The following is a 19,902-nucleotide window of genomic DNA, read 5'->3' on the forward strand; positions in this document are numbered from 1 at the left end:
CCCTCCGGGCGACTGGGCGATCACCCGAACCGCCTTCGAATCGGTTCAGAACTTTTGCTTGACCCGCGACGTAAGTGGAAGTAGCTTCATCCGCATGGTCACCGCAGACCCCCGCAGCACTGCTGCACAGCCTCTTCCCCGCACCTCCGACGAGTCTCAGCAGCTGCTTCTGCAGATGCGCGGCATCGTGAAGGTCTTCCCCGGCGCCCGTGCTCTCGACGGCGTCGACCTCGATGTCCGACCCGGTGAGGTGCACTGCCTCCTCGGCCAGAACGGCGCCGGCAAGTCCACCCTCATCAAGACCCTCGCCGGGGCCCACCAGCCCACCGAGGGCGAGATCCTCGTCGACGGGAACGTCGTCACGATCCCGTCCCCGACGGCGGCCCTCGCCCTGGGCATCGCGACGATGTACCAGGAGCTCGACGTCGTCGACGGCCTCTCCGTCGCCGAGAACATCTTCCTCGGCCACGAGCTCTCCCGCGGCGGCTTCACCGCTCGGGCGAAGGCCACGAGGATCACCCGCGAGCTGATGGAGCGCCTCGGCCACTCCGAGATCTCGCCGAACCGCGAGGTCGGCACGCTCTCCGCCGCCGGCAAGCAGATCGTGCAGATGGCCCGCGCCCTCTCGCACGACGCGCGGGTCATCATCATGGACGAGCCCTCCGCGGTGCTCGACTCCGAGGAGGTGGAGAACCTCTTCCACGTGGTGCGCCAGCTCACCGCCTCCGGCGTCGCCATCGTCTACATCTCGCACCGCCTCGACGAGATCCGCGCCATCGGCGACCGGATCACCGTGATCAAGGACGGCGCGACCGTCGCGCAGAACCTCGCGGTCGCCGACACCCCCACCTCGAAGCTCATCACCCTGATGACCGGCCGCGCCGTCGAGTACGTCTTCCCGGACCGCCAGGAGCTCGACGTCGAGGCCGAGACGCTGCTGAAGGTCGAGAAGCTGGGCCTGCAGGGCTCCTTCTCGGACGTCTCCCTCGAGATCCGCGCCGGCGAGGTCGTCGGCCTCGCGGGGCTGGTCGGCTCCGGCCGCTCCGAGATCCTCGAGACCATCTACGGGGCGCGCCGCGCCAGCACCGGGACGGTCAGCGTGGCGGGCAAGCGCCTGCGCGCCGGCTCCGTCACCTCGGCGGTCGACGCCGGCATCGGCCTCTGCCCGGAGGAGCGCAAGAGCCAGGGCCTGCTCCTGGACGAGCCGGTCTACCGCAACATCACCCTCTCGACCTTCGACCGCTTCGCCAAGCGCGGCTTCCTCGACGAGCGCTCCGAGCGCGCGGCGGCGGCCGAGCAGGCGGTCTCCCTCGACCTGCGGCCCTCCGGGGTCGACCGCGACGCCCGCACCCTCTCCGGAGGCAACCAGCAGAAGGCGCTCCTCGCCCGCTGGCTCGTGCGCGGCTGCCGCGTCCTGCTGCTCGACGAGCCGACCCGCGGGGTCGACGTCGGCGCACGGGCCGAGATCTACACCCTGATCAGGGACCTCGCGACCAACGGCGCCGCCGTGCTCGTGGTCTCCAGCGAGATCGGCGAGGTCCTCGGACTCTCCGACCGAGTGCTCGTGATCTCCGACGGCGCCGTGGTCCACGAGGGCCCGGCCGATTCGATCGACGAGCACCGCGTGCTCGATCTCGTCATGGAAGGAAGTGCAGCGTGAGCGGACAGCTCGACACCGCGTCGCCGTCGATCGGCGGTCCGCAGGAGGACGCCGCCCGTCACGCGTCGGCCGCGACGGGAGGCTCCTCCGGGGGCGTGCCCTCGAAGGACTCCCGCTCCGGGATCGCCCGCCTCATGCAGGGCTCCCTCGGCCGCAACGTCGGGCTGCTGCTCGCGCTGGTGATCCTCTGCATCGTCGGATTCGCGACCGCGGGGGAGCGCTTCGCCAGCGTCGACAACGTGCTCACGATCCTCCGCCTCGCCGCCGTCATCGGCGTGCTGAGCATCGGCATGACCTTCGTCATCACCTCCGGCGGCATCGACCTCTCGGTCGGCTCCGTGATGGGGCTCGCGACGGTCTGGGCGAGCACGGTCTCGACCCAGTACTACGCGGCCAACACCTCCTGGCTGGTGATCGTGCTCACCGCGGTCGTCGTCGGCCTCGTCTGCGGCCTGATCAACGGCGCGCTGATCGCCTACGGCCGGGTCGTCGCCTTCATGGCGACCCTGGCGATGCTCGTCGCCGCCCGCGGCTTCGCCGAGCTGATCTCGAACCGCCAGACGCAGGTCGTCACGGTCACGCCGTTCCTCGACTTCTTCCGCGCCGACGTGCTCGGCATCCCGGTGCTCGTGCTGATCTTCGTGGTCGTCGCCGTCGCCGGCTGGATCCTGCTCAACCGCACCACCTTCGGCCGCCGCACCATCGCGGTCGGCGGCAACCCGGAGGCGGCCCGCCTCGCCGGCATCAAGGTCCGCCGCCACACCATGTACGTCTACGGCCTCGCCGGGCTCACCGCCGGCATCGCCGCCGTCATGATGCTCGCCCGCACCACCGCCGGAAGCTCGACCAACGGCCTCCTCTACGAGCTCGACGCCATCGCGGCGGTCGTCGTCGGAGGCACGCTGCTGGCCGGCGGCCGCGGCACCATCGTCGGCACCGTGTTCGGCGTCCTCATCTTCACGACCCTGACCAACGTGTTCACGCAGAACAACATGTCGACCTCGACTCAGGCCGTCGCGAAGGGCGCGATCATCGTCGCCGCCGTCCTGCTGCAGCAGCGGTTCGCCGCCCGAGGCAGGAAGTCCTGACCCCGGGGCTCCGGCCCCGCTCCTCCACACACAGCAACCCACCCGACCACTCAGGTCACCTCTCCGAGGACACGTGTGCCCTCGGACCCCTCGGATCGATCGAAGGAGATCACTTCCATGCCCGCACGCCCCTTCACCCGCAGCCGCCTCTCCCGCACCGCCCGACTCGGCTCGGCCGGCGTCGCCTTCGGCGCCGTCGCGCTGATGCTCACCGGCTGCATCTCGAACGCCCCGGTCGAGACCGGCAACGCCGCCTCCGGCGGGACCGCCGCCGCCGTGGCCGCCTCGGACAACGACGCCTCCGGCGACAACGTCGTCATCGGCTTCACCGCTCCCGCCGCCGACCACGGCTGGATGGGCGCGGTCAGCCGCGCCGCCATCGCCGAGGCCGAGAAGTACGACGACGTGGAGCTCCGCACCGCGGAGGGCACCAACGACGTCAACCTCCAGATCAGCCAGGTCGAGACCTTCATCAACGACGGCGTCGACGCGATCGTGCTCCTGCCGATCGACGGAGCGGCGCTCACGCAGGTCGCCACCCAGGCGATGGAGGCGGGCATCACCGTCATCAACGTGGACCGCGAGTTCTCCAGCCCCTTCGCCGCCCGGTCGACCATCCTCGGCGACAACTACGGCATGGGCGTCAGCGCCGGCACCTACATCTGCGAGGAGCTCGGCGACAACCCCGACGCCGTCGTCGCCGAGATCGCCGGCATCGACTCCCTCCCGCTGACCCAGGAGCGCAGCCAGGGCTTCTCGGACGCGCTCGAGGGCTGCGGCCTCGACGTGGACAACCGCGTCGCCGCCGACTTCACCGTCCAGGGCGGAGAGCAGGCCGCGGCCAACCTCCTCCAGGCCGCGCCGAAGATCGACGCCATCTGGAACCACGACGACGACCAGGGCGTCGGCGTCCTCGCGGCGATCGACACCGCCGGACGCGACGAGTTCCTCTTCGTCGGCGGCGCCGGCTCGGCCAACGTGATGCGCGCGATCGAGGCCGACGACTCCGTCGTCAAGGCCACGGTCGTCTACCCCTCGACCCAGGCCGCGGACGGCATCAAGCTCGCCCGCCTCGTCGAGCAGAACAAGTCGATGGCCGACACCAGCTCGCTCGGCGTCCCGCGCCAGATCCAGCTCTTCGCGCCGGTCGTCACCAAGGACAACGTCTCCGAGTACCTGCCCTCGGCCTTCGAGTCCTGATCGGCCCCACCAGCCCGGGTCGGCGCGGGAACCATCCCGCGCCGGCCCCCACCTCGGCGCCGCCCCGGGATCACTGACGACCCGCAGCGCAGCGCCACCGGCATCCGCGAGAGGAGGAGGAGTGCAAGACACCGGCCCCAGGGCCGGACAGGAGGAGACCGGATCCGCTCAGTCGTGCGGACAGCGACGGATCCGGCCTCTGCGATGAACACCTCATTGAAGGAATCACATCACGCATGAATGGTAAGCGATCCTCGAGAAGAAGCATCAGGCGTCTTCTCGCACTCGGCATCGCCGGGATGGTGACGGTCTCCGGACTCACCGCCCTCGGCCTGCCCGCCTCGGCCCACGACGGAGTGGACCACGGTTCCGAGGGCGGAGCATCCGCTCTCGACTGGAGCAACTACGAGAAGGTCCTGCTGACGAAGAACGTCGGCGAGCCCCTCGACCTGGCCGTCCTCCCGGACAAGTCGGTCCTCCACACCGCTCGGAACGGCGAGATCCGCCACACCGACCCCAAGACCGGCACCACCCGTGTCGTCAACACGATCCCCGTGTACCAGAACTCGGAGGACGGACTGCAGTCCGTCGGCATCGACCCCGACTTCGCCGAGAACAAGTGGGTCTACCTCGTCTACGCGCCCCCCGGGAACACCCCGACCGGCGCGGCCCCGAACATGCTGCCCGAGGGCGCGACCGACAGCTACTGGGACCAGTGGAAGGGCATCAACCGCCTCTCCCGGTTCAAGTGGACCGGCTCGGGCCTCGATCTCGCGAGCGAGCAGAAGATCATCGACATCGAGACCCAGCGCGGGCAGTGCTGCCACGTGGGTGCCGACTTCGACTGGGACGCCGACGGCAACCTGTACCTCTCCACCGGCGACAACACGCCGGCGAGCGCTCCGGGTGCCGCGGGCTTCGCGCCGAACAACGACGCGCCCCGCATGAACCCGGGCTTCGACTCGCGTCGCGGCGCCGGCAACACGAACGACCTCCGCGGCAAGATCCTCCGGATCACCGTGCAGGAGGACGGCTCGTACACGATCCCCGAGGGCAACCTCTTCCCGGTGGGAACCGAGAAGACCCGCCCCGAGATCTTCGTGATGGGCGTCCGCAACCCGTTCAAGATCGACGTCGACGCCGAGACGAACACCCTCTCCTGGGGCGACTACGGCCCCGACGCCACGAAGGCCGCTGCGGCCGACGGCGTCCGCGGCCCGATGGGCCTCGTCGAGTGGAACGCGACCGGACTGGACGAGCCGCACAACTCCGGCTGGCCCTACGTCCACGGACCCAACGCGCCGTACAACGAGTGGAACTTCGAGACGTCGACGCCCCGCGGCTTCTTCGACCCGGAGAACCTGAAGAACAACTCGCGCTGGAACACCGGCCTCGTCGACATCCCGGACGCCAAGGCGGCGACCGTCTACTACGGCGACAACCCCGGCGACCAGCCGTTCGACGAGCTCGTCAACTTCGGGACCAGCACCGGCCAGGGCCCCATGGGCGGACCGGTGTACCACTTCGACGCGGACAACACCTCGACGTCGAAGTTCCCGGAGTACTGGGACAAGAAGACCTTCTTCGGCGAGTTCTCGCAGGACTACATCGCGGCGTTCACGCTCGATGAGGACCGCGCGGTCACGCACATCGAGGACTTCCTCCCCAACGCGGCGCTCAGCCAGGCCGCGCAGCCGATCCACGACAACCCGATGGACATGGAGTTCGGCCCCGACGGGTCGATGTACGTGATCGAGTACGGCGACGGATTCTTCCGCGCCAACCCCGACGCGGGCCTGTACCGGATCGACTACGCCGAGGGCAACAAGGCGCCGCAGGCCCGCTTCACCGCGACCCCCCTGTCCGCCTCGCAGACCCCGCTCGAGGTCACGTTCGACGCCAAGGGATCGACCGACCCCGAGGGCGACGCGCTCACCTACGACTGGGACTTCGACGGCGACGGCACCTTCGACGCCACCGGAGTGACCGTCAAGAAGACCTACACCGAGCTCGGACAGTTCACGGCCCGTCTGCGCGTCACCGACGCCAAGGGCAAGTTCAGCCTGACCTCGCGGGTCATCTCGGTCGGCAACCAGGCGCCGCAGATCCAGATCCAGACGCCCGGCAACGGCTCGTTCTTCAGCTGGGGCGACGCGATCCCCTACCAGGTGACCGGCAAGGACGCTGAGGACGGCGACCAGATCGTCAGCAGCCGCGTGGGCTGGACCTACGGCCTCGGCCACGACGAGCACGCCCACCCCGAGGTCACCGGCACCGGTGCCAAGGGAGCGTTCCCGACGTCCAAGGACTCGCCCGAGCACGGCCCCGGCGCGCTGCTGTACGGCACCGTCGTCGTGACCTACACGGACGGCGGCTTCAACGGCCTGCCCCCGGCTGCGGCCGAGGCGACGCTGCGGCTGAACCCGAAGACGCAGGAGGCGGAGCACGCCGCCCGTGAGGGCGTCCTGCCCTACGCGGACACCACCGCCAGCGGCGGCAACGCCGTCAGCGGACTCGGTGCGGGATCCTTCCTGCGCTGGGACCCGGTGAACTTCGCCAACCTGACCGGCGTCGTGGTCCGCGCCACCGGTGAGGGCACCGTCGACCTCCGCTGGAACGCTGCCGACGCAGCGCCCTTCGGAACGGCGACCATCCCCGCGGGAGCCGGCTGGAAGGACGTCCTCGTCCCCTTCGGCACCAACGTCCCCCGCGGCACCGGCTCGCTCTACGTGACCTCGCCCAGCGGCCTGTCGCTCGACTCCCTCACCTTCCAGGGTGTCGGCGCCGGTGACAAGACGGCTCCGACGGTCGCGGCGACCCTCGACCCGGCAGCGCCTGCGGGCGTCGGCGGCGTCTACAACAAGCCCGTGACCCTCGGCCTCACCGCCACGGACAACGGAGCGCTCTCCACCGTCCAGTACTCCGCCGACAACGGCACGACGTGGACCACGGTCCGCGCCGTCAACGGCGCGTACACGGTCCCGTTCACCACGAACGGCGCCCGGACGATCCAGTACCGCGCCACCGACACCGGCGGCAACGTCTCGGCGGTCGGCACGGTGAAGTTCACGATCGACCTGGCCGCGGCGAACGCCCCGACCGCCGCGTCGACCACCACCGTGGCGCTCTCGGCTCCCCGCGTGACCTTCGGGGCACCGGGCGAGGCGACCGTCACGGTCACCGGTCAGGGTGGGAACCCCGGCGGAGAGGTCGTCCTCTACGAGGGCGCCACCGAGCTGGGCCGCGCGACGCTGAAGGACGGCAAGGCGACCTTCGCCCTGCCGAAGACCCTCGGCGCCGGCACCCACACCCTCCGTGCGGCGTACGGCTCGGACGCCACCTTCAAGGCCTCGGAGGGCACCGCCCGCCTGATCGTCTCGAAGGCCGCCTCGGAGCTCACCGCGACCGTCTCGCCCAACCCGGTCAAGCCGGGCGCCAGCGCGCAGGTCACGGTCGACGCGAAGTCCTCGACGGGTGTCGCCGGCACCGGTCAGGTGAGCGTGATGGTGAAGAGGAACCTCTCCACCGTCGCGATGCTCACCGGGACCCTCGACGAGAACGGGCACGTCGTGGTGACGCTCCCGAAGCTCGCGGCGGGCAGCTACAAGCTGACCGTCACCCACACCGCCACGGCGGACACCAACGCCGCGTCGGCGCTGCTGAACCTGACCGTCCAGCAGTAGCCCCCGCGCAGGGGCCGGCCGGCTCGACCGGGCCGGCCGGCCCCCCACCCCCTGCACCATCTGCCATTTCGAAGGAGAAATGATGCACCACCACCACGCATCCATCACGGCCAAGCCGATGAGCCGGCGCTCGCTGATGACGGCCCTGGCCGCATCGACCGTCGCGGTCGGCGTCGGAGCGGGAGCCCTCGCGGCGCCCGCCACGGCCGCCCCCGCGCCCTCGTCCGGATCCACGCGCCTGGTCCCGATCAACCGCATCGGCATCCAGCTCTACAGCGTCCGCGACAAGGTCTCGTCGCTCGGCTTCCGGGCCGTCTTCGAGGAGCTCGGCCGCATCGGCTACAGCGAGATCGAGTTCGCCGGGTACACCCAGGGCAACGTCGGGGCGATCACGCCGCAGCAGATCCGCCAGCTGCTCGACGACAACGGCCTCCGCGCCGTCGGCTCGCACGTCGGCACCAACCTCCTCCGCTCGGAGCTGGGCAAGCAGATCGAGATCGCGCAGATCCTCGGCACGCCGCACCTCGGCACCGGCAACGCGCCCACCAACGTCAACACCAAGGCGGGCTACCTCGCCGCGGCGGAGGAGTGGAACAAGTGGGGCCAGCAGGTCTCGGCCGCGGGCATGAAGCTCTACCAGCACAACCACGCCGGTGAGTTCGGGTTCGCCACGGACGACCCCAAGACCCGCCTGTACGACCTCTTCTACGACAACACCGACCCGCGTCACGTGTATCTCGAGATGGACGTCTACTGGGCGTACGTCGGCAAGAAGCTCTACCCGGGCTTCGAGCCGCTCGACTACATCAAGCGCAACCCGCGCCGCTACCCGATCCTGCACCTCAAGGACGGCAAGACGAACAACGCCAACACCAACGGCTACGACATCGTCGAGTTCGGCGCGGGCAACCTGCCCTACCAGGCGTTCCTCTCGGAGCTGCGCGACCGCGGCCAGCGCTTCGGCGTCTGGGAGCAGGACACCGCTCCCACGCTGGCGACGCCGCCGAGCACGGGGAACTCCCTCGAGGCCGCTTCCCGCAGCTACTCCGCGATCGCTGCGCTCCGTGGCTGAGCGCACCCCGCGCCGCGCGCGCCGCACCGACAGCACCACCACCAGCACGACGCGCACGAGCGCACCGAGGAGAACCCCCATGAAGTGGAAGACGCCCACGGCGGTCCTCGCGGCCGCCTCCCTCGCGATGGTCGCCGCACCGTCCGCCTTCGCGGCGACGACGGACTGCACCACCGAGCTCGGGAACCAGACGATCACCGGAGACCTCAACGTCGGCGCGGGCCAGACCTGCGTGCTCGGCAACGTGACCGTCACCGGCAACGTCATCGTCGGCGACGACGCCTGGCTGGACGCCACCTCGGCGACCATCGGCGGCGACGTCATCGGCACCGACGCGTACGGCATCTCGATCGACGGCACCAGCGTCGGCGGAGACGTCGTGTCGTTCTCGGACGGCAGCCGCAACGGCTTCCTCTACCTGCGCGACCTCACGGTCGGCGGCATGGTCGAGGCCGGCGGGATCGACGTCGAGTTCAGCGACCTCTCGGTCGACGGCTCGGTCAGCACCGACGCGGCGAACTACGTCGACGTCGACCGCACCAGCGTCGGCGGCGACGCCACCTTCGCCGGCAGCGACTTCGGCGTGAACGTGCAGGGCGCCATCGTCGGCGGCTCGCTCGCCGTCACCGGCTCCTCGCGCGGCGTCCTCCTGGGCGCGAACGAGGACGGCTCGGCCTCGGCCCTCGGCAACACGGTGGGCGGGAACCTCACGCTCTCGGGCAACTCCGGCAACGTCCAGCTCGCGGGCTCGACGGTCGGCGGGCGCATCGCGCTCGCCGACAACGCGCCGGCGGTCAACTTCGGCGCGGGCAACACCGCCGCCGGAGTCGACGGCACCTTCACGGGAACGGCGGCGGGCGCTGCGGCGGCCGGCGACCAGGCCGTGGCCGTCATCGTCCCCGAGGCCAACAAGGGCGAGCTGACCTGGACGCTCGAGGGCACCAGCAACCTGGTGAACCTCGGCGTCGCCGAGGAGCAGGGCGACCACTTCGCCGCCTCCGGTGAGCTCGTGCCGGTCCGCGTGACCGACACCCGCCTCAACGGCCCGGCCTGGTCGGTCACCGGCCAGCTGAGCGACTTCCGCTCCGGCGAGAAGACGTTCTCGGGCAAGCACCTCGGCTGGACCCCCGAGGTCCTGGAGAACACGGGCGGTGCCGTCGCCGGCGCAGCCGTCCCCTCCGGGTTCGACTCGGGCAACGGCCTCGCCACGCCCCGCGTCCTCGGCTCCGCCGCGGCGCAGCACCCGACCGGATCCTCGGTCCTGGGCGCCGACCTCGACCTGAAGCTCCCGCTCTCGGTCGGAACCGGCACCTACACCGCGACGCTGACGCTCACCGCGCTCGGCTAGCACCGGTGGGGCGGCCTCCGGGCCGCCCCACCCTCCCCCCGTCTCTCTGCGAGACGCCACTCCGGTACGCCCCGCTCGGCGTGCCGTGTACCGGAGCGGCGTCCCGCGGGGAGGCATCCCCCCTTGCAACGGAAGCCTGATCGATGTCGCTCATGCCACGCACCTCCCGCACCACCGCCGCCCTGCTGCTGATGACGCTCCTCGCAGCCGGCGGCCTCTCGGCTCAGGCGGGTGCCCAGGAGGCGGACCCCGCCTCCACGCCGGTCACCTGGGGGGTGCGCCCCGCCGACACCGAGCAGGGCAGCGAGCGGCCGAACTACGCGTACGCCCTCGATCCCGGCGGACGCCTCAGCGACGCCCTGATCGTCTCCAACTACGACGACGAGGAGCAGACGTTCCGCGTCTACGGCTCCGACGGCTTCATCACCGAGGCCGGCCAGCTCGACCTGCTCCCCGCCGCGGAGCCCTCGACGCAGCTGGGCAGCTGGATCGCGTTCCCCGAGCCCGAGGTCACCGTGCCCGCCGGCGAGAGCGTGCAGGTCCCGTTCGAGGTCGTCGTCCCCGAGGACGTGACCCCGGGCGACTACGCCGCGGGCGTCGTCTCCTCGATCCTGGTGCAGGGCGAGACCGGAGTCTCGGTCGACCGGCGCCTGGGCTCGCGCATGTACCTCCGCGTCGGCGGCGAGCTCGCCCCGCGCCTGTCGATCGACGGCCTCGCCGTCTCGTACCAGGGCGGCTGGAACCCCTTCGCCCCCGGCTCCGCGACCGTCGACTACACCGTGACCAACGCGGGCAACACCCGTATCGCGCCGGGCGCCGAGATCAGCGTCGCCGGCCTCTTCGGCCTCGCGCCGGTGTCCGCGACCGACCCGGAGCCGCTGCCCGAGCTCCTCCCCGGAACCTCCGTCTCGCGCACCGTGACCGTCGCCGGAGTCTGGCCGCTCTTCGTCGCGACCGCCCGCGCCGCGCTCTCGGGCACCGTCGTCACCGCCGACCAGGCCGCGCAGGCCGACTCCGCCGTCGTCGTCCCCGACGTGCCGGTCGCCACCGCCGAGACCTCGGCCGCGGCCGTGCCGTGGAGCGCCGTGCTCCTCCTCGCCCTGCTCATCGGGCTCATCGTGCTGACCGTCGTCCGCCGCCGCCGCCGGGCCGCGGGGGAGCAGGCGCGCATCGACGCCGCCGTCGCCGCCGCTCTCGGCGCCCAGCCGGAGGACGCCGACCGCGCGGAGGTCCGCTCCTGACCGGGTGCGGCCGGCGCGGTCCGCGGGGGATCGCGCCGGCGCGGCCCGCCGCCTCCGGGCGCGCGGCCGCCGCTCTAGCGGACCGCCCGCCCCTCGGCGCGCAGCTGCTCGAGGAAGCCGTCCACCACGGCGGGGCTGAGCAGGTGGCCGCGCAGCATCAGCGCGGCACCGCGCACGCCCCCGCTGCCGCCCAGCTCGGCGGTCACCACGTCGAGCCGCTGCGTCGCGAGGGGGAGGGAGCGCTCGTCGATCACCGAGCGCACGGCCGTCAGGATCTCCGGGCTGGCGAGGGCGACCGCGCCGCCCAGCACGATGACGGAGGGGTTCAGCAGGCTCACGCAGGTGGCCAGCACCTCGCCGAGCTGGAGTCCCGCGATCCGCGCCGCCTCGACGGCCTCGGGATCGCGCGCCTTCAGCAGGTCGATCAGCTCGCGCACCGACTGCACGTCGCGGCCCGCCCGGGCGAGCCCGGCGGCCAGAGCGGAGCCGCCCGCGACCGCCTCGAGGTCCCCCTCCTGACCGCCCGCCGCGGCCGGGGCCGTGCGCGGCACCTGGACGTGGCCGAGATCACCGGCGGAGCCGAGGGCTCCGCGCTGGAGCAGCCCGGACGAGACGATGCCCGCGCCGATGCCGGTGCCGACCTTCACGAACATCAGGTCGAGGGCGTGCGGGAACCGCGAGGCCCGCTCGCCGAGCGCCAGCAGGTTCACGTCGTTGTCGACGAGCACCGTGGTGTCGTAGCGCCGACGCACGAAGGCGGGGATGTCGAAGCCGTCCCAGCCGGGCATGATCGGCGGGCGCACCGGGCGGCCGCTCGCGTGCTCCACCGGGCCGGGCACGCCGACCCCGATGCCCGCGAGGGCGGAGCGGTCGACCCCGGCCGCGGCGAGGATCCCGTCGCAGACGTCGAGCGCGTGCCCGAGCACCGCCACGGGGCCCTGCGCGATGTCGAGCTCCTCGCGGCGCTCGGCGATGATGCGGCCGTCGAAGTCGGTCAGCGCGATGGTCGAGTGCGCCGCGCCCAGGTCGATGGCCAGGAGCGAGCGGACGGCCGGGTCGAAGACGAGGCGCGCGGACGGGCGGCCGCCGGTCGATGGAGCGCGGTCGAGGTGCGCGATCAGTCCGAGCTCGAAGAACTGCTCCAGGCGCGTCATCACCGCGGTCCGCGCGAGGCCCGTCTCCTCGACCAGCTCGGCGCGGGTGCGCGGCCGACCGTCGGCGAACAGCCTCAGCATGTCGCCGGTCGCGGTACCCGCGCGCTCGGCCACGCTCAGCTCCTTCTCTCGGCCCGGAGGACGGGTTCGGGGGACAGCACACCTGAGGAAACCAGTCGACGCACGGTCGCGCAATCTCGGCGGGCCCTGCGTGCGGGTCCTGCGCAACACGGCCGGCCGGAGGCGCGACGCGCGCCCGGCCGCGGCCCCTCCCCACTCCGATCGCCCGGGTGCGCCCCGACGATCGCCGCTCAGCCAGCCCTTCCAGACAGGAGAGAACGATGACCTCGTCCGACACCACCACCACAGGCGCCCCCCGATCGAGCGGGCGCATCGGCCTCTGGCTGATCGGGGCCCGGGGCAGCGTCGCCACCACGGCCGCCGTGGGCCTGCACGCCATCGCCGCCGGAGCCGCGCCCAGCTCGGGGTGCGCCACCGCGACCCCCGCCTTCGAGGACGTCCCGCTCGCCGGGTTCGCCGACATCGTCATCGGCGGCCACGACGTCTCGCCGACCCCGCTGCTCGAGAAGGCCACGGGCCTCGCGGCCGGCGGCATGTTCCCGACCTCGGTCGTCGCCGAGGTGGCCGACCGGATCGACGCGACCGACGCCGAGATCCGCCTCGCCCCCTCCGACGCCGCGTCGCAGCAGGAGGAGATCGACCGCCGGGCCGCCGACATCGTCGCCTTCCGCGAGCGCCACGGCCTCGCCCGCGTCGTCGTGATCGACGTCGCCTCGACCGAGGTGCTGCCGGCCGACCGTCCCGAGTTCCACGACCTCGCCGCTCTGCGCGCCGCCCTGGCGCGTCCGGGCGAGCGCCTCCTGCCGCCGAGCTCGATCGCCGCCCTCTCGGCCGTCGTCGCGGGCGCGGCCTACGCCTGCTTCACTCCCTCGACCGCGCTGGCTCTGCCGGCCCTGGAGGAGTGGGCCGCCGAGGCCGGGATCCCGATCGCCGGCCAGGACGGCAAGACGGGGGAGACCCTGCTCCGCAGCGTGCTCGCGCCGATGTTCACGGCGCGCGGGATGCGCGTGCTCTCGTGGGCGGGCGCGAACCTCCTCGGCGGCGGCGACGGGCAGACCCTCGCCGACCCGGAGGCGGTGCGCTCGAAGCTCGTCTCGAAGAACCGCGGACTCCGCAGCCTCCTCGGCGACGACGTCGTCACTCCGCTCCACATCGACAACGTCCCGGACCTCGGCGACGTCAAGACCGCCTGGGACCACGTGCACGCCGAGGGCTTCCTCGGCTCGCGGATCACGGTGCAGACGATCTGGTCGGCGTACGACTCGGCCCTCGCGGCGCCGCTGATCCTCGACCTCGCCCGCCTGCTGGCGCTCGCGGACGAGGCCGGCGTCTCGGGCCCCGTCGGCGAGCTCGGCTTCTTCTTCAAGGACCCGTGGGGCAGCGACGTGCACGGCTTCGCCGAGCAGACGGCGGAGCTGGTGGCCTGGTCCGCCCGCACGGGCGCGCTCGTCGCCGAGCGCCGCACCCCGGTGACGAGCGGGACGCGGAGCGATGGCTGAGCTGCGCGACTACCTCGAGCTCGTCCGCGCGAAGGCCGCGCTGACCGTGATCGGCGACACCGTCGCGGGCGGAGCCTGGGCGGGCCGCGGAGTGGGAGCGCGCACGGTCGCGCTCCCGCTGTCGTCGGCGCTGCTCTACTCGGCGGGCATGGCGCTCAACGACTACGCGGACGCCGAGCTCGACGCCCGGGAGCGGCCCGAGCGGCCGATCCCCTCGGGGCGCATCCGGCGCTCGGCGGCGCTGGGCACGGCGGCCGCGCTGACCGCGGCGGGGATCGCCGTGGCGGCCGTCGTGGACGGGCGGCGCTCGCTCGCGCTCTCGCTGCCGCTCGCGGCCGGGATCTGGTCGTACGACCTGCTCGCGAAGCCGACTCCGCTGGGCCCGGTCGTGATGGCGGCCTGCCGCGGTCTCGACGTGCTGCTCGGCGCGGGCGTCGACGGCGTGCGCGCGGCGGCCCCCGCCTCCGCCGCTGTGGCCGCGCACACGCTCGGCGTCACCGTGCTCTCGCGCGGCGAGGTGCACGGCACCACTCCGGTCGCGGCGGGAGCGGTCTCGGCCGGCACCGCGGCGATCGCGCTGTCCACCGCGGCCGGCGCTCTGGCCGAGCGCCGGGCCGCCCCCGCCGCGGTCGTCGCCGCGGGCCTCGGGCGCTGGCTCCTGCTCGTGCTCACCGCGCAGCTGCAGGCCGTGCAAACGCCGACGGCCGCGGCCGCGCGGACGGCCACCCGCGCGGGCATCACCGGGATGATCCCGCTGCAGGCCGCGCTCGCCGGTCTGAAGCGTCCCGAGCTGGGGGCGGCGCTGCTCGCGCTCGACGCGCTCGGCTCCCTCCTGCTCCGCCGCCCGCGGACGGCGGACATCACATGAGCGCCACCGGACCCGTCCTCGGCTACGGCACCAACGGCTTCGCCGACCACACCCTCGACGACGCGCTCACGGTGATCCACGCCGCGGGGTACCGCGCCGTCGCGCTCACCCTCGGGCACCCGCACCTCGATCCCTTCGCGGCCGACTGGCGCGAGCGGACGCTGGCGCTCCGGTCGCGGCTCGACGAGCTGGGCCTGCGCGTGGTCGTCGAGACGGGCGCGCGGTACCTGCTCGACCCGTTCGCGAAGCACCGCCCCACGCTGGTCGACGAGGAGGCCGGCCCCCGGGTCCGCTTCCTCGAGCGCGCGATCGAGATCGCCGCGCTGCTGGGCGCCGACGCCGTCTCCCTCTGGTCGGGGGTCGTGCCGGCGGGCGCCGATGCTGCCGCGGCCTGGCGGCTGCTCGTCGAGCGGATGCGCGGCGTCGTCGCGACGGCCGAGCGCCACGGCGTGCGGCTGGCCGTCGAGCCCGAGCCGGGGATGCTGGTGGAGACGGTGGCCGACGCGCTGCTGCTGCGCCGCGAGCTCGGCGACCCGGAGTCGGTCGGGCTGACGGTCGACCTCGGCCACTGCGTCGTGGTGGAGCCGGACGGCGTGGTCGGAGCCCTCCGCAGCGCCGGGGACCTGCTCCTGAACGTGCAGGTCGACGACATGCTCCCGGAGCGGCACGAGCACCTCGAGCTCGGCACCGGGTCGCTCGACCTCGCGGCCGCCTTCGCGACCCTCGCCGAGATCGGCTACCGCGGGATCGCCGCCGTCGAGCTGCCCCGGCACTCGCACGACGCGCCCCGCCTGGCCGTGGCGAGCCTCGCCGCGATGGAGGAGGCGCTCGGCGGCGCCTCCTCGCACGCCGAGCACCCGTGGACCGCGGCCGCCCGCTCCGCCGTCCTCGAGCGCCCGTCGCGGATCGAGCGCTTCTTCCCCGCCGCGGGCCGCGAGGCCGGACGCGAGCCGCTCCGGCCCGCCGAGGACCCGCACGGCCTCGTCCACGGCACGCACGACGACGCGGCCCGCGCCGCCCTGGTGCAGGCCGCCGCGCAGGCGCTCGGCGACGACGACCTGGCCGCTCTCCTCCTCCGCCTCTACCGGGGCGGGGACGGCGCCGAGCGCCGCGGAGTGCTGGCCGGGCTGAACGCCCTCGGCGACCCGGGACCGGCGACGACCCTCGCCGGCCTCGAGCTGACCGCCGACGCCCTGCGCGCCAACGACACCCGGCTCGTCGCCGCGGCGATGGGCTCCTTCGCCCGCCGCCACCTCGATGCGCACGCCTGGCGGCACGGGGTGCTCAAGCTCGTCTTCCTCGGCGTCCCGCTCGCAGCGGTCGCCGGGCTGGAGGAGCGCAGCGACGCCGAGCTGCGCGCGATGGCCGGCCGCTTCGCCGACGAGCGCCGCGCGGCCGGGCGCCCGCTCCCGGACGATCTGGCGGTGCTCCTGCCGAGCTGACCGCCCCCGAACGCCGCCCCGACCGCGGGGCACCACCACCGATGAGAAAGGCGCGACGATGCGCATCTTCGACCCGCACATCCACATGACCTCCCGCACCACCGACGACTACCAGGCGATGTTCGACGCCGGCGTCCGCGCGGTCGTCGAACCCTCCTTCTGGCTCGGCCAGCCGCGCACGAACGTCGGCTCGTTCACGGACTACTTCGACGCCCTGATCGGCTGGGAGCGCTTCCGCGCCGCGCAGTTCGGCATCCGCCACCACTGCACCATCGGGCTCAACCCGAAGGAGGCGAACGACCCGCGCTGCCGGGCCGTCCTGCCCGAGCTCGACCGCTACCTCGCCAAGGACGGCGTCGTCGCGGTCGGCGAGACCGGCTACGACTCGCTCACCCCCGAGGAGGACCAGGTCTTCCGCCAGCAGCTCGAGCTCGCCGGCGAGCACGGCCTCCCCGCGATGGTGCACACTCCGCACCGCGACAAGGAGTCGGGCACCCGCCGGACCCTCGAGGTCGTCGCCGACTCGGGGCTCGAGCCCGGGCGGGTCCTCGTCGACCACCTCAACGAGGTCACCGTCGACGCGGTCCGCGACTCCGGCTGCTGGATGGGCTTCTCCATCTACCCCGACACGAAGATGGACGAGACGCGCCTGGTGACGCTGGTCGAGCGGATCGGGCTGGACCGCGTGCTGGTCAACTCCGCCGCCGACTGGGGCCGCTCCGACCCGCTCACGACCGCGAAGACCGGCCGCCTCCTCCTCGTCGCCGGCTTCAGCGCGGGCGACGTGGACCGGCTGCTCTGGCAGAACCCGGTCGAGTTCTACGGGCAGAGCGGACGCCTGGACCTCTCGCCCGTCGCGGGCTTCGACGTGCAGGAGTCGGCCGGCCGCACCTTCGAGGGCAACTCCGTGCTCCGGGGCGCGCCGCGCGTGGCGGAGGTCGTGTGATGCACCTCTCCTACTGCACCAACGTCCATCCCGCCGAGGACCTGGCCGGAGTCGTCCGCCAGCTCGACGTCTACGCCGGACCCGCGCGCGTGGCCGCCGGGCTCGCCCTGGTCGGAGTCGGCCTGTGGATCCCGCGCGACCTCGCGGCCCGCCTGGTCGCCAGCGCCGAGGACCGCGCCGTCCTCCGCGCGGCCCTGCAGCGCAACGGCCTGGAGGTGCGCACGCTCAACGCGTTCCCGTACGCCGCGTTCCACGCCGAGGTCGTGAAGCTCGACGTCTACCGCCCCGACTGGACCACGCCGGAGCGCCTGCAGTACACCATCGACTGCGCGCGGATCCTGGCCGACCTGCTGCCCGCCGGCGCCGACGGCAGCATCTCGACGCTGCCGCTGGGCTGGCGCGAGGGCTGGGGACGGGAGCAGGACGAGGCCGCCTGCCGGAACCTCGCCCGGCTCGTCGAGGAGCTGCGCGACCTGCGCCGCTCCACCGGCCACGCGATCCGCCTGGCGATCGAGCCCGAGCCCGGCTGCATCCTCGACACCGTGGACGACGTCGTCGACTGGCTGCACCCGCGGATCGGAGTGGTCGACCCGGCGTACGTGGGCGTGTGCCTCGACACCTGCCACCTCGCCGTCTCCTTCGCCGACCCGGTCTCGGCCGTCCGCCGCATCCGCGACGCGGGCCTGCGCGTGGTCAAGGTGCAGGCCTCGGCCGCGCTCCACCTGGAGGACCCCTCGGGCCGCGCCGCGCTCACCCCGTTCGTCGAGAAGCGCTACCTGCACCAGACCCGCGAGAACGGGATCGACGGAGTGCTCCGCGTCGACGACCTGCCCGAGGCGCTGGACACGCTCCCCGGCACCGGCCCCTGGCGCGTGCACTTCCACGTGCCGCTGCACCACCGGCCGGAGGCGCCGCTCTCGGCCACCACGGCGGTCCTGGCGGAGGCGGTCTCGGCGGTCGACGCCGCCTGGCCGTACGACGAGATCCACCTCGACGTCGAGACCTACACCTGGTCGGTGCTCGCCGACGCCCCGAGCGACCTCTCGACGGGCATCGGCGCCGAGCTCGCCTGGGCGGCCGCTCACCTGCTCACGCCCGCCTCCCGAGAGGCGCTGCTGGCGCCCCTCCTCCCGCAGGCGGCGGCGCTGTGAGGCCCGTGCTGCTGCTCGACGTGGTCGGGCTGACCTCGACGGCGCTCGCCGACATGCCCCGCCTCTCGCGGCTGGCCCGCGGGGGCGGGCGCCTGCCGCTGGACACGGTCCTGCCCGCGGTCACCTGCAGCGTGCAGTCGACCATGCTCACCGGCTCGATGCCCGCGCAGCACGGGATCGTCGGCAACGGCTGGTACTTCCGCGACCTCGGCGAGGTGCACCTGTGGCGCCAGCACAACCGCCTGGTCACGGGGGAGAAGGTCTGGGAGACCGCGCGCCGGCTGAGCGGGGAGCCGTACCGCGCGGCCAACATCGGCTGGTGGTACGCGATGGGGGCGTCGACCGACGTCACCGTCACTCCGCGCCCGATCTACCACGCCGACGGCCGCAAGTCGCCGGACGCGTACGTGCGCCCGCCGGCGCTGCACGACGAGCTGGTCTCGCGCTTCGGCGCCTTCCCGCTGTTCCAGTACTGGGGGCCGACCGCGTCGCTCCGCTCGACCCAGTGGATGGTCGACGCGACCCGGCACGTGCTGGCGGGCGACGGCTCCGGACCGCCCGAGCTGACCACGGCGTACCTGCCGCACCTCGACTACGACCTCCAGCGCTTCGGACCGGACTCGCCCGAGGCGCGCCGGGCCGCGTCGGAGCTCGACGTGGTGCTCGCTCCGCTGCTCGACGACGCGGAGGCGCTGGGCGCGTCGGTGATCGTGGTCGCCGAGTACGGGATCGCCGACGCCGACACTCCGGTCGACGTGAACCGGGCGCTCCGCCGCGAGGGCCTGCTCGAGGTCTACGTGCAGGACGGCCGCGAGCAGCTGGACCCGTGGACGTCGCGCGCGTTCGCCGTCGCCGACCACCAGGTCGCGCACGTCTACGTGCAGGACGCGGCGGACCTGCCGCGGGTGCGCTCGATCCTCGAGGGGCTCGACGGCGTCGACGAGGTGCTCGACCGGGAGGCGCAGGCCCGCTACGGCCTCGACCACGAGCGCTCGGGCGAGTTCGTCGTGGTCGCCCGGCCGGGGGCGTGGTTCACCTACTACTACTGGCTCGACGACGACCGCGCGCCCGACTTCGCCCGCGGCGTCGACATCCACCGCAAGCCCGGCTACGACCCGGCCGAGCTCTTCTTCGATCCGGCCGACCCGCTGGTGAAGGCGAAGGCGGCGGGCAACCTGGCCAAGAAGGCACTGGGGCTGCGCTACGCGATGAACCTGGTGCCCCTGGACGCGTCGCTCGTGCGCGGCACGCACGGGAGGCTGCCGTCCTCATCGGCCGACACCCCGCTCGTGCTGGCCTCGGACGCGGACCTGCTGCCGGCCGGAGCCGCGTCGCTCCCGGCCACCGCGGTTCGGGACCTGGTGCTCGCGGCGCACGGCCCGGCCCTCGCGAAGGAGGCGTCGGCGCTCGCGCACTGAGGGAGGGGACGCCCGGCGGCCTGCGCTCGTGTGCGGGCTGCCGGGCTCCGA

The 19,902-nt window shown here is 73.0% G+C and carries 14 protein-coding genes; 13 read left to right on the top strand and 1 reads right to left on the bottom strand.

Annotation, left to right across the window (positions count from 1 at the left end; translation table 11 throughout):
* Positions 1 to 175 precede the first annotated feature (175 nt).
* The 7 genes from C5C39_RS12070 (at position 176) to C5C39_RS12100 (ending at position 11,292) form a co-directional block, all read left to right on the top strand.
* Positions 176 to 1,660: a sugar ABC transporter ATP-binding protein gene (locus tag C5C39_RS12070; protein WP_208543410.1), complete on the top strand. Its 1,485-nt coding sequence runs from the start codon at positions 176 to 178 to the stop codon at positions 1,658 to 1,660.
* Positions 1,661 to 1,794: 134 nt separating this feature from the next.
* Positions 1,795 to 2,748: an ABC transporter permease gene (locus C5C39_RS12075; RefSeq protein ID WP_068256795.1), complete on the top strand. Its 954-nt coding sequence runs from the start codon at positions 1,795 to 1,797 to the stop codon at positions 2,746 to 2,748.
* A gap of 117 nt (positions 2,749 to 2,865) precedes the next feature.
* A complete protein-coding gene (locus C5C39_RS12080; protein WP_104222461.1) occupies positions 2,866 to 3,948 on the top strand; it encodes a substrate-binding domain-containing protein in 1,083 nt (360 codons plus the stop codon).
* A 236-nt stretch (positions 3,949 to 4,184) separates the two neighbouring features.
* Complete coding sequence (locus C5C39_RS12085; RefSeq protein WP_146083623.1) at positions 4,185 to 7,631, top strand: PQQ-dependent sugar dehydrogenase; 3,447 nt, start codon at positions 4,185 to 4,187, stop codon at positions 7,629 to 7,631.
* Between the two features lie 82 nt (positions 7,632 to 7,713).
* Positions 7,714 to 8,703 carry a sugar phosphate isomerase/epimerase gene (locus tag C5C39_RS12090; RefSeq protein ID WP_219813126.1) on the top strand — a complete coding sequence of 330 codons (990 nt, stop codon included), beginning with the start codon at positions 7,714 to 7,716 and terminating at the stop codon, positions 8,701 to 8,703.
* A gap of 79 nt (positions 8,704 to 8,782) precedes the next feature.
* Positions 8,783 to 10,051, top strand: a complete 1,269-nt coding sequence (locus C5C39_RS12095) for a hypothetical protein (RefSeq protein ID WP_104226600.1) — start codon at positions 8,783 to 8,785, stop codon at positions 10,049 to 10,051.
* 152 nt (positions 10,052 to 10,203) lie between these two features.
* Positions 10,204 to 11,292 (top strand): hypothetical protein, encoded by a 1,089-nt coding sequence (locus tag C5C39_RS12100; RefSeq protein WP_146081490.1) that lies wholly within the window; start codon positions 10,204 to 10,206, stop codon positions 11,290 to 11,292.
* Between the two features lie 74 nt (positions 11,293 to 11,366).
* Here C5C39_RS12100 and C5C39_RS12105 read toward each other — a convergent pair whose 3' ends face one another.
* Positions 11,367 to 12,560, bottom strand: coding sequence for an ROK family protein (locus C5C39_RS12105; protein WP_244229502.1), 1,194 nt, complete (start codon positions 12,558 to 12,560; stop codon positions 11,367 to 11,369).
* 227 nt (positions 12,561 to 12,787) lie between these two features.
* Here C5C39_RS12105 and C5C39_RS12110 point away from each other — a divergent pair, with 227 nt between their 5' ends.
* Genes C5C39_RS12110 through C5C39_RS12135 form a run of 6 tightly spaced genes read left to right on the top strand, consistent with a single transcriptional unit; the run spans position 12,788 to position 19,851 of the window.
* Complete coding sequence (locus C5C39_RS12110) at positions 12,788 to 14,026, top strand: inositol-3-phosphate synthase (protein ID WP_104226602.1); 1,239 nt, start codon at positions 12,788 to 12,790, stop codon at positions 14,024 to 14,026.
* Positions 14,019 to 14,894: an SCO3242 family prenyltransferase gene (locus tag C5C39_RS12115; protein WP_219813336.1), complete on the top strand. Its 876-nt coding sequence runs from the start codon at positions 14,019 to 14,021 to the stop codon at positions 14,892 to 14,894. The genes C5C39_RS12110 and C5C39_RS12115 overlap by 8 nt, the downstream gene beginning before the upstream one ends.
* On the top strand, positions 14,891 to 16,336 hold the full coding sequence (locus tag C5C39_RS17885; RefSeq protein WP_104222465.1) for an EboA domain-containing protein: 1,446 nt from the start codon (positions 14,891 to 14,893) through the stop codon (positions 16,334 to 16,336). Before C5C39_RS12115 ends, C5C39_RS17885 begins: the two co-directional genes overlap by 4 nt.
* 58 nt (positions 16,337 to 16,394) lie before the next feature.
* Positions 16,395 to 17,282 (top strand): TatD family hydrolase, encoded by an 888-nt coding sequence (locus C5C39_RS12125; RefSeq protein ID WP_104222466.1) that lies wholly within the window; start codon positions 16,395 to 16,397, stop codon positions 17,280 to 17,282.
* Positions 17,282 to 18,433, top strand: coding sequence for a metabolite traffic protein EboE (gene eboE / locus C5C39_RS12130; RefSeq protein WP_104222467.1), 1,152 nt, complete (start codon positions 17,282 to 17,284; stop codon positions 18,431 to 18,433). The genes C5C39_RS12125 and eboE overlap by 1 nt, the downstream gene beginning before the upstream one ends.
* Positions 18,430 to 19,851: an alkaline phosphatase family protein gene (locus C5C39_RS12135; protein WP_104353474.1), complete on the top strand. Its 1,422-nt coding sequence runs from the start codon at positions 18,430 to 18,432 to the stop codon at positions 19,849 to 19,851. The genes eboE and C5C39_RS12135 overlap by 4 nt, the downstream gene beginning before the upstream one ends.
* The last annotated feature ends 51 nt before the right edge of the window (positions 19,852 to 19,902 follow it).

The sequence above is a fragment of the Rathayibacter sp. AY1F3 genome (genome assembly GCF_002931975.1).
Taxonomy (GTDB): domain Bacteria; phylum Actinomycetota; class Actinomycetes; order Actinomycetales; family Microbacteriaceae; genus Rathayibacter.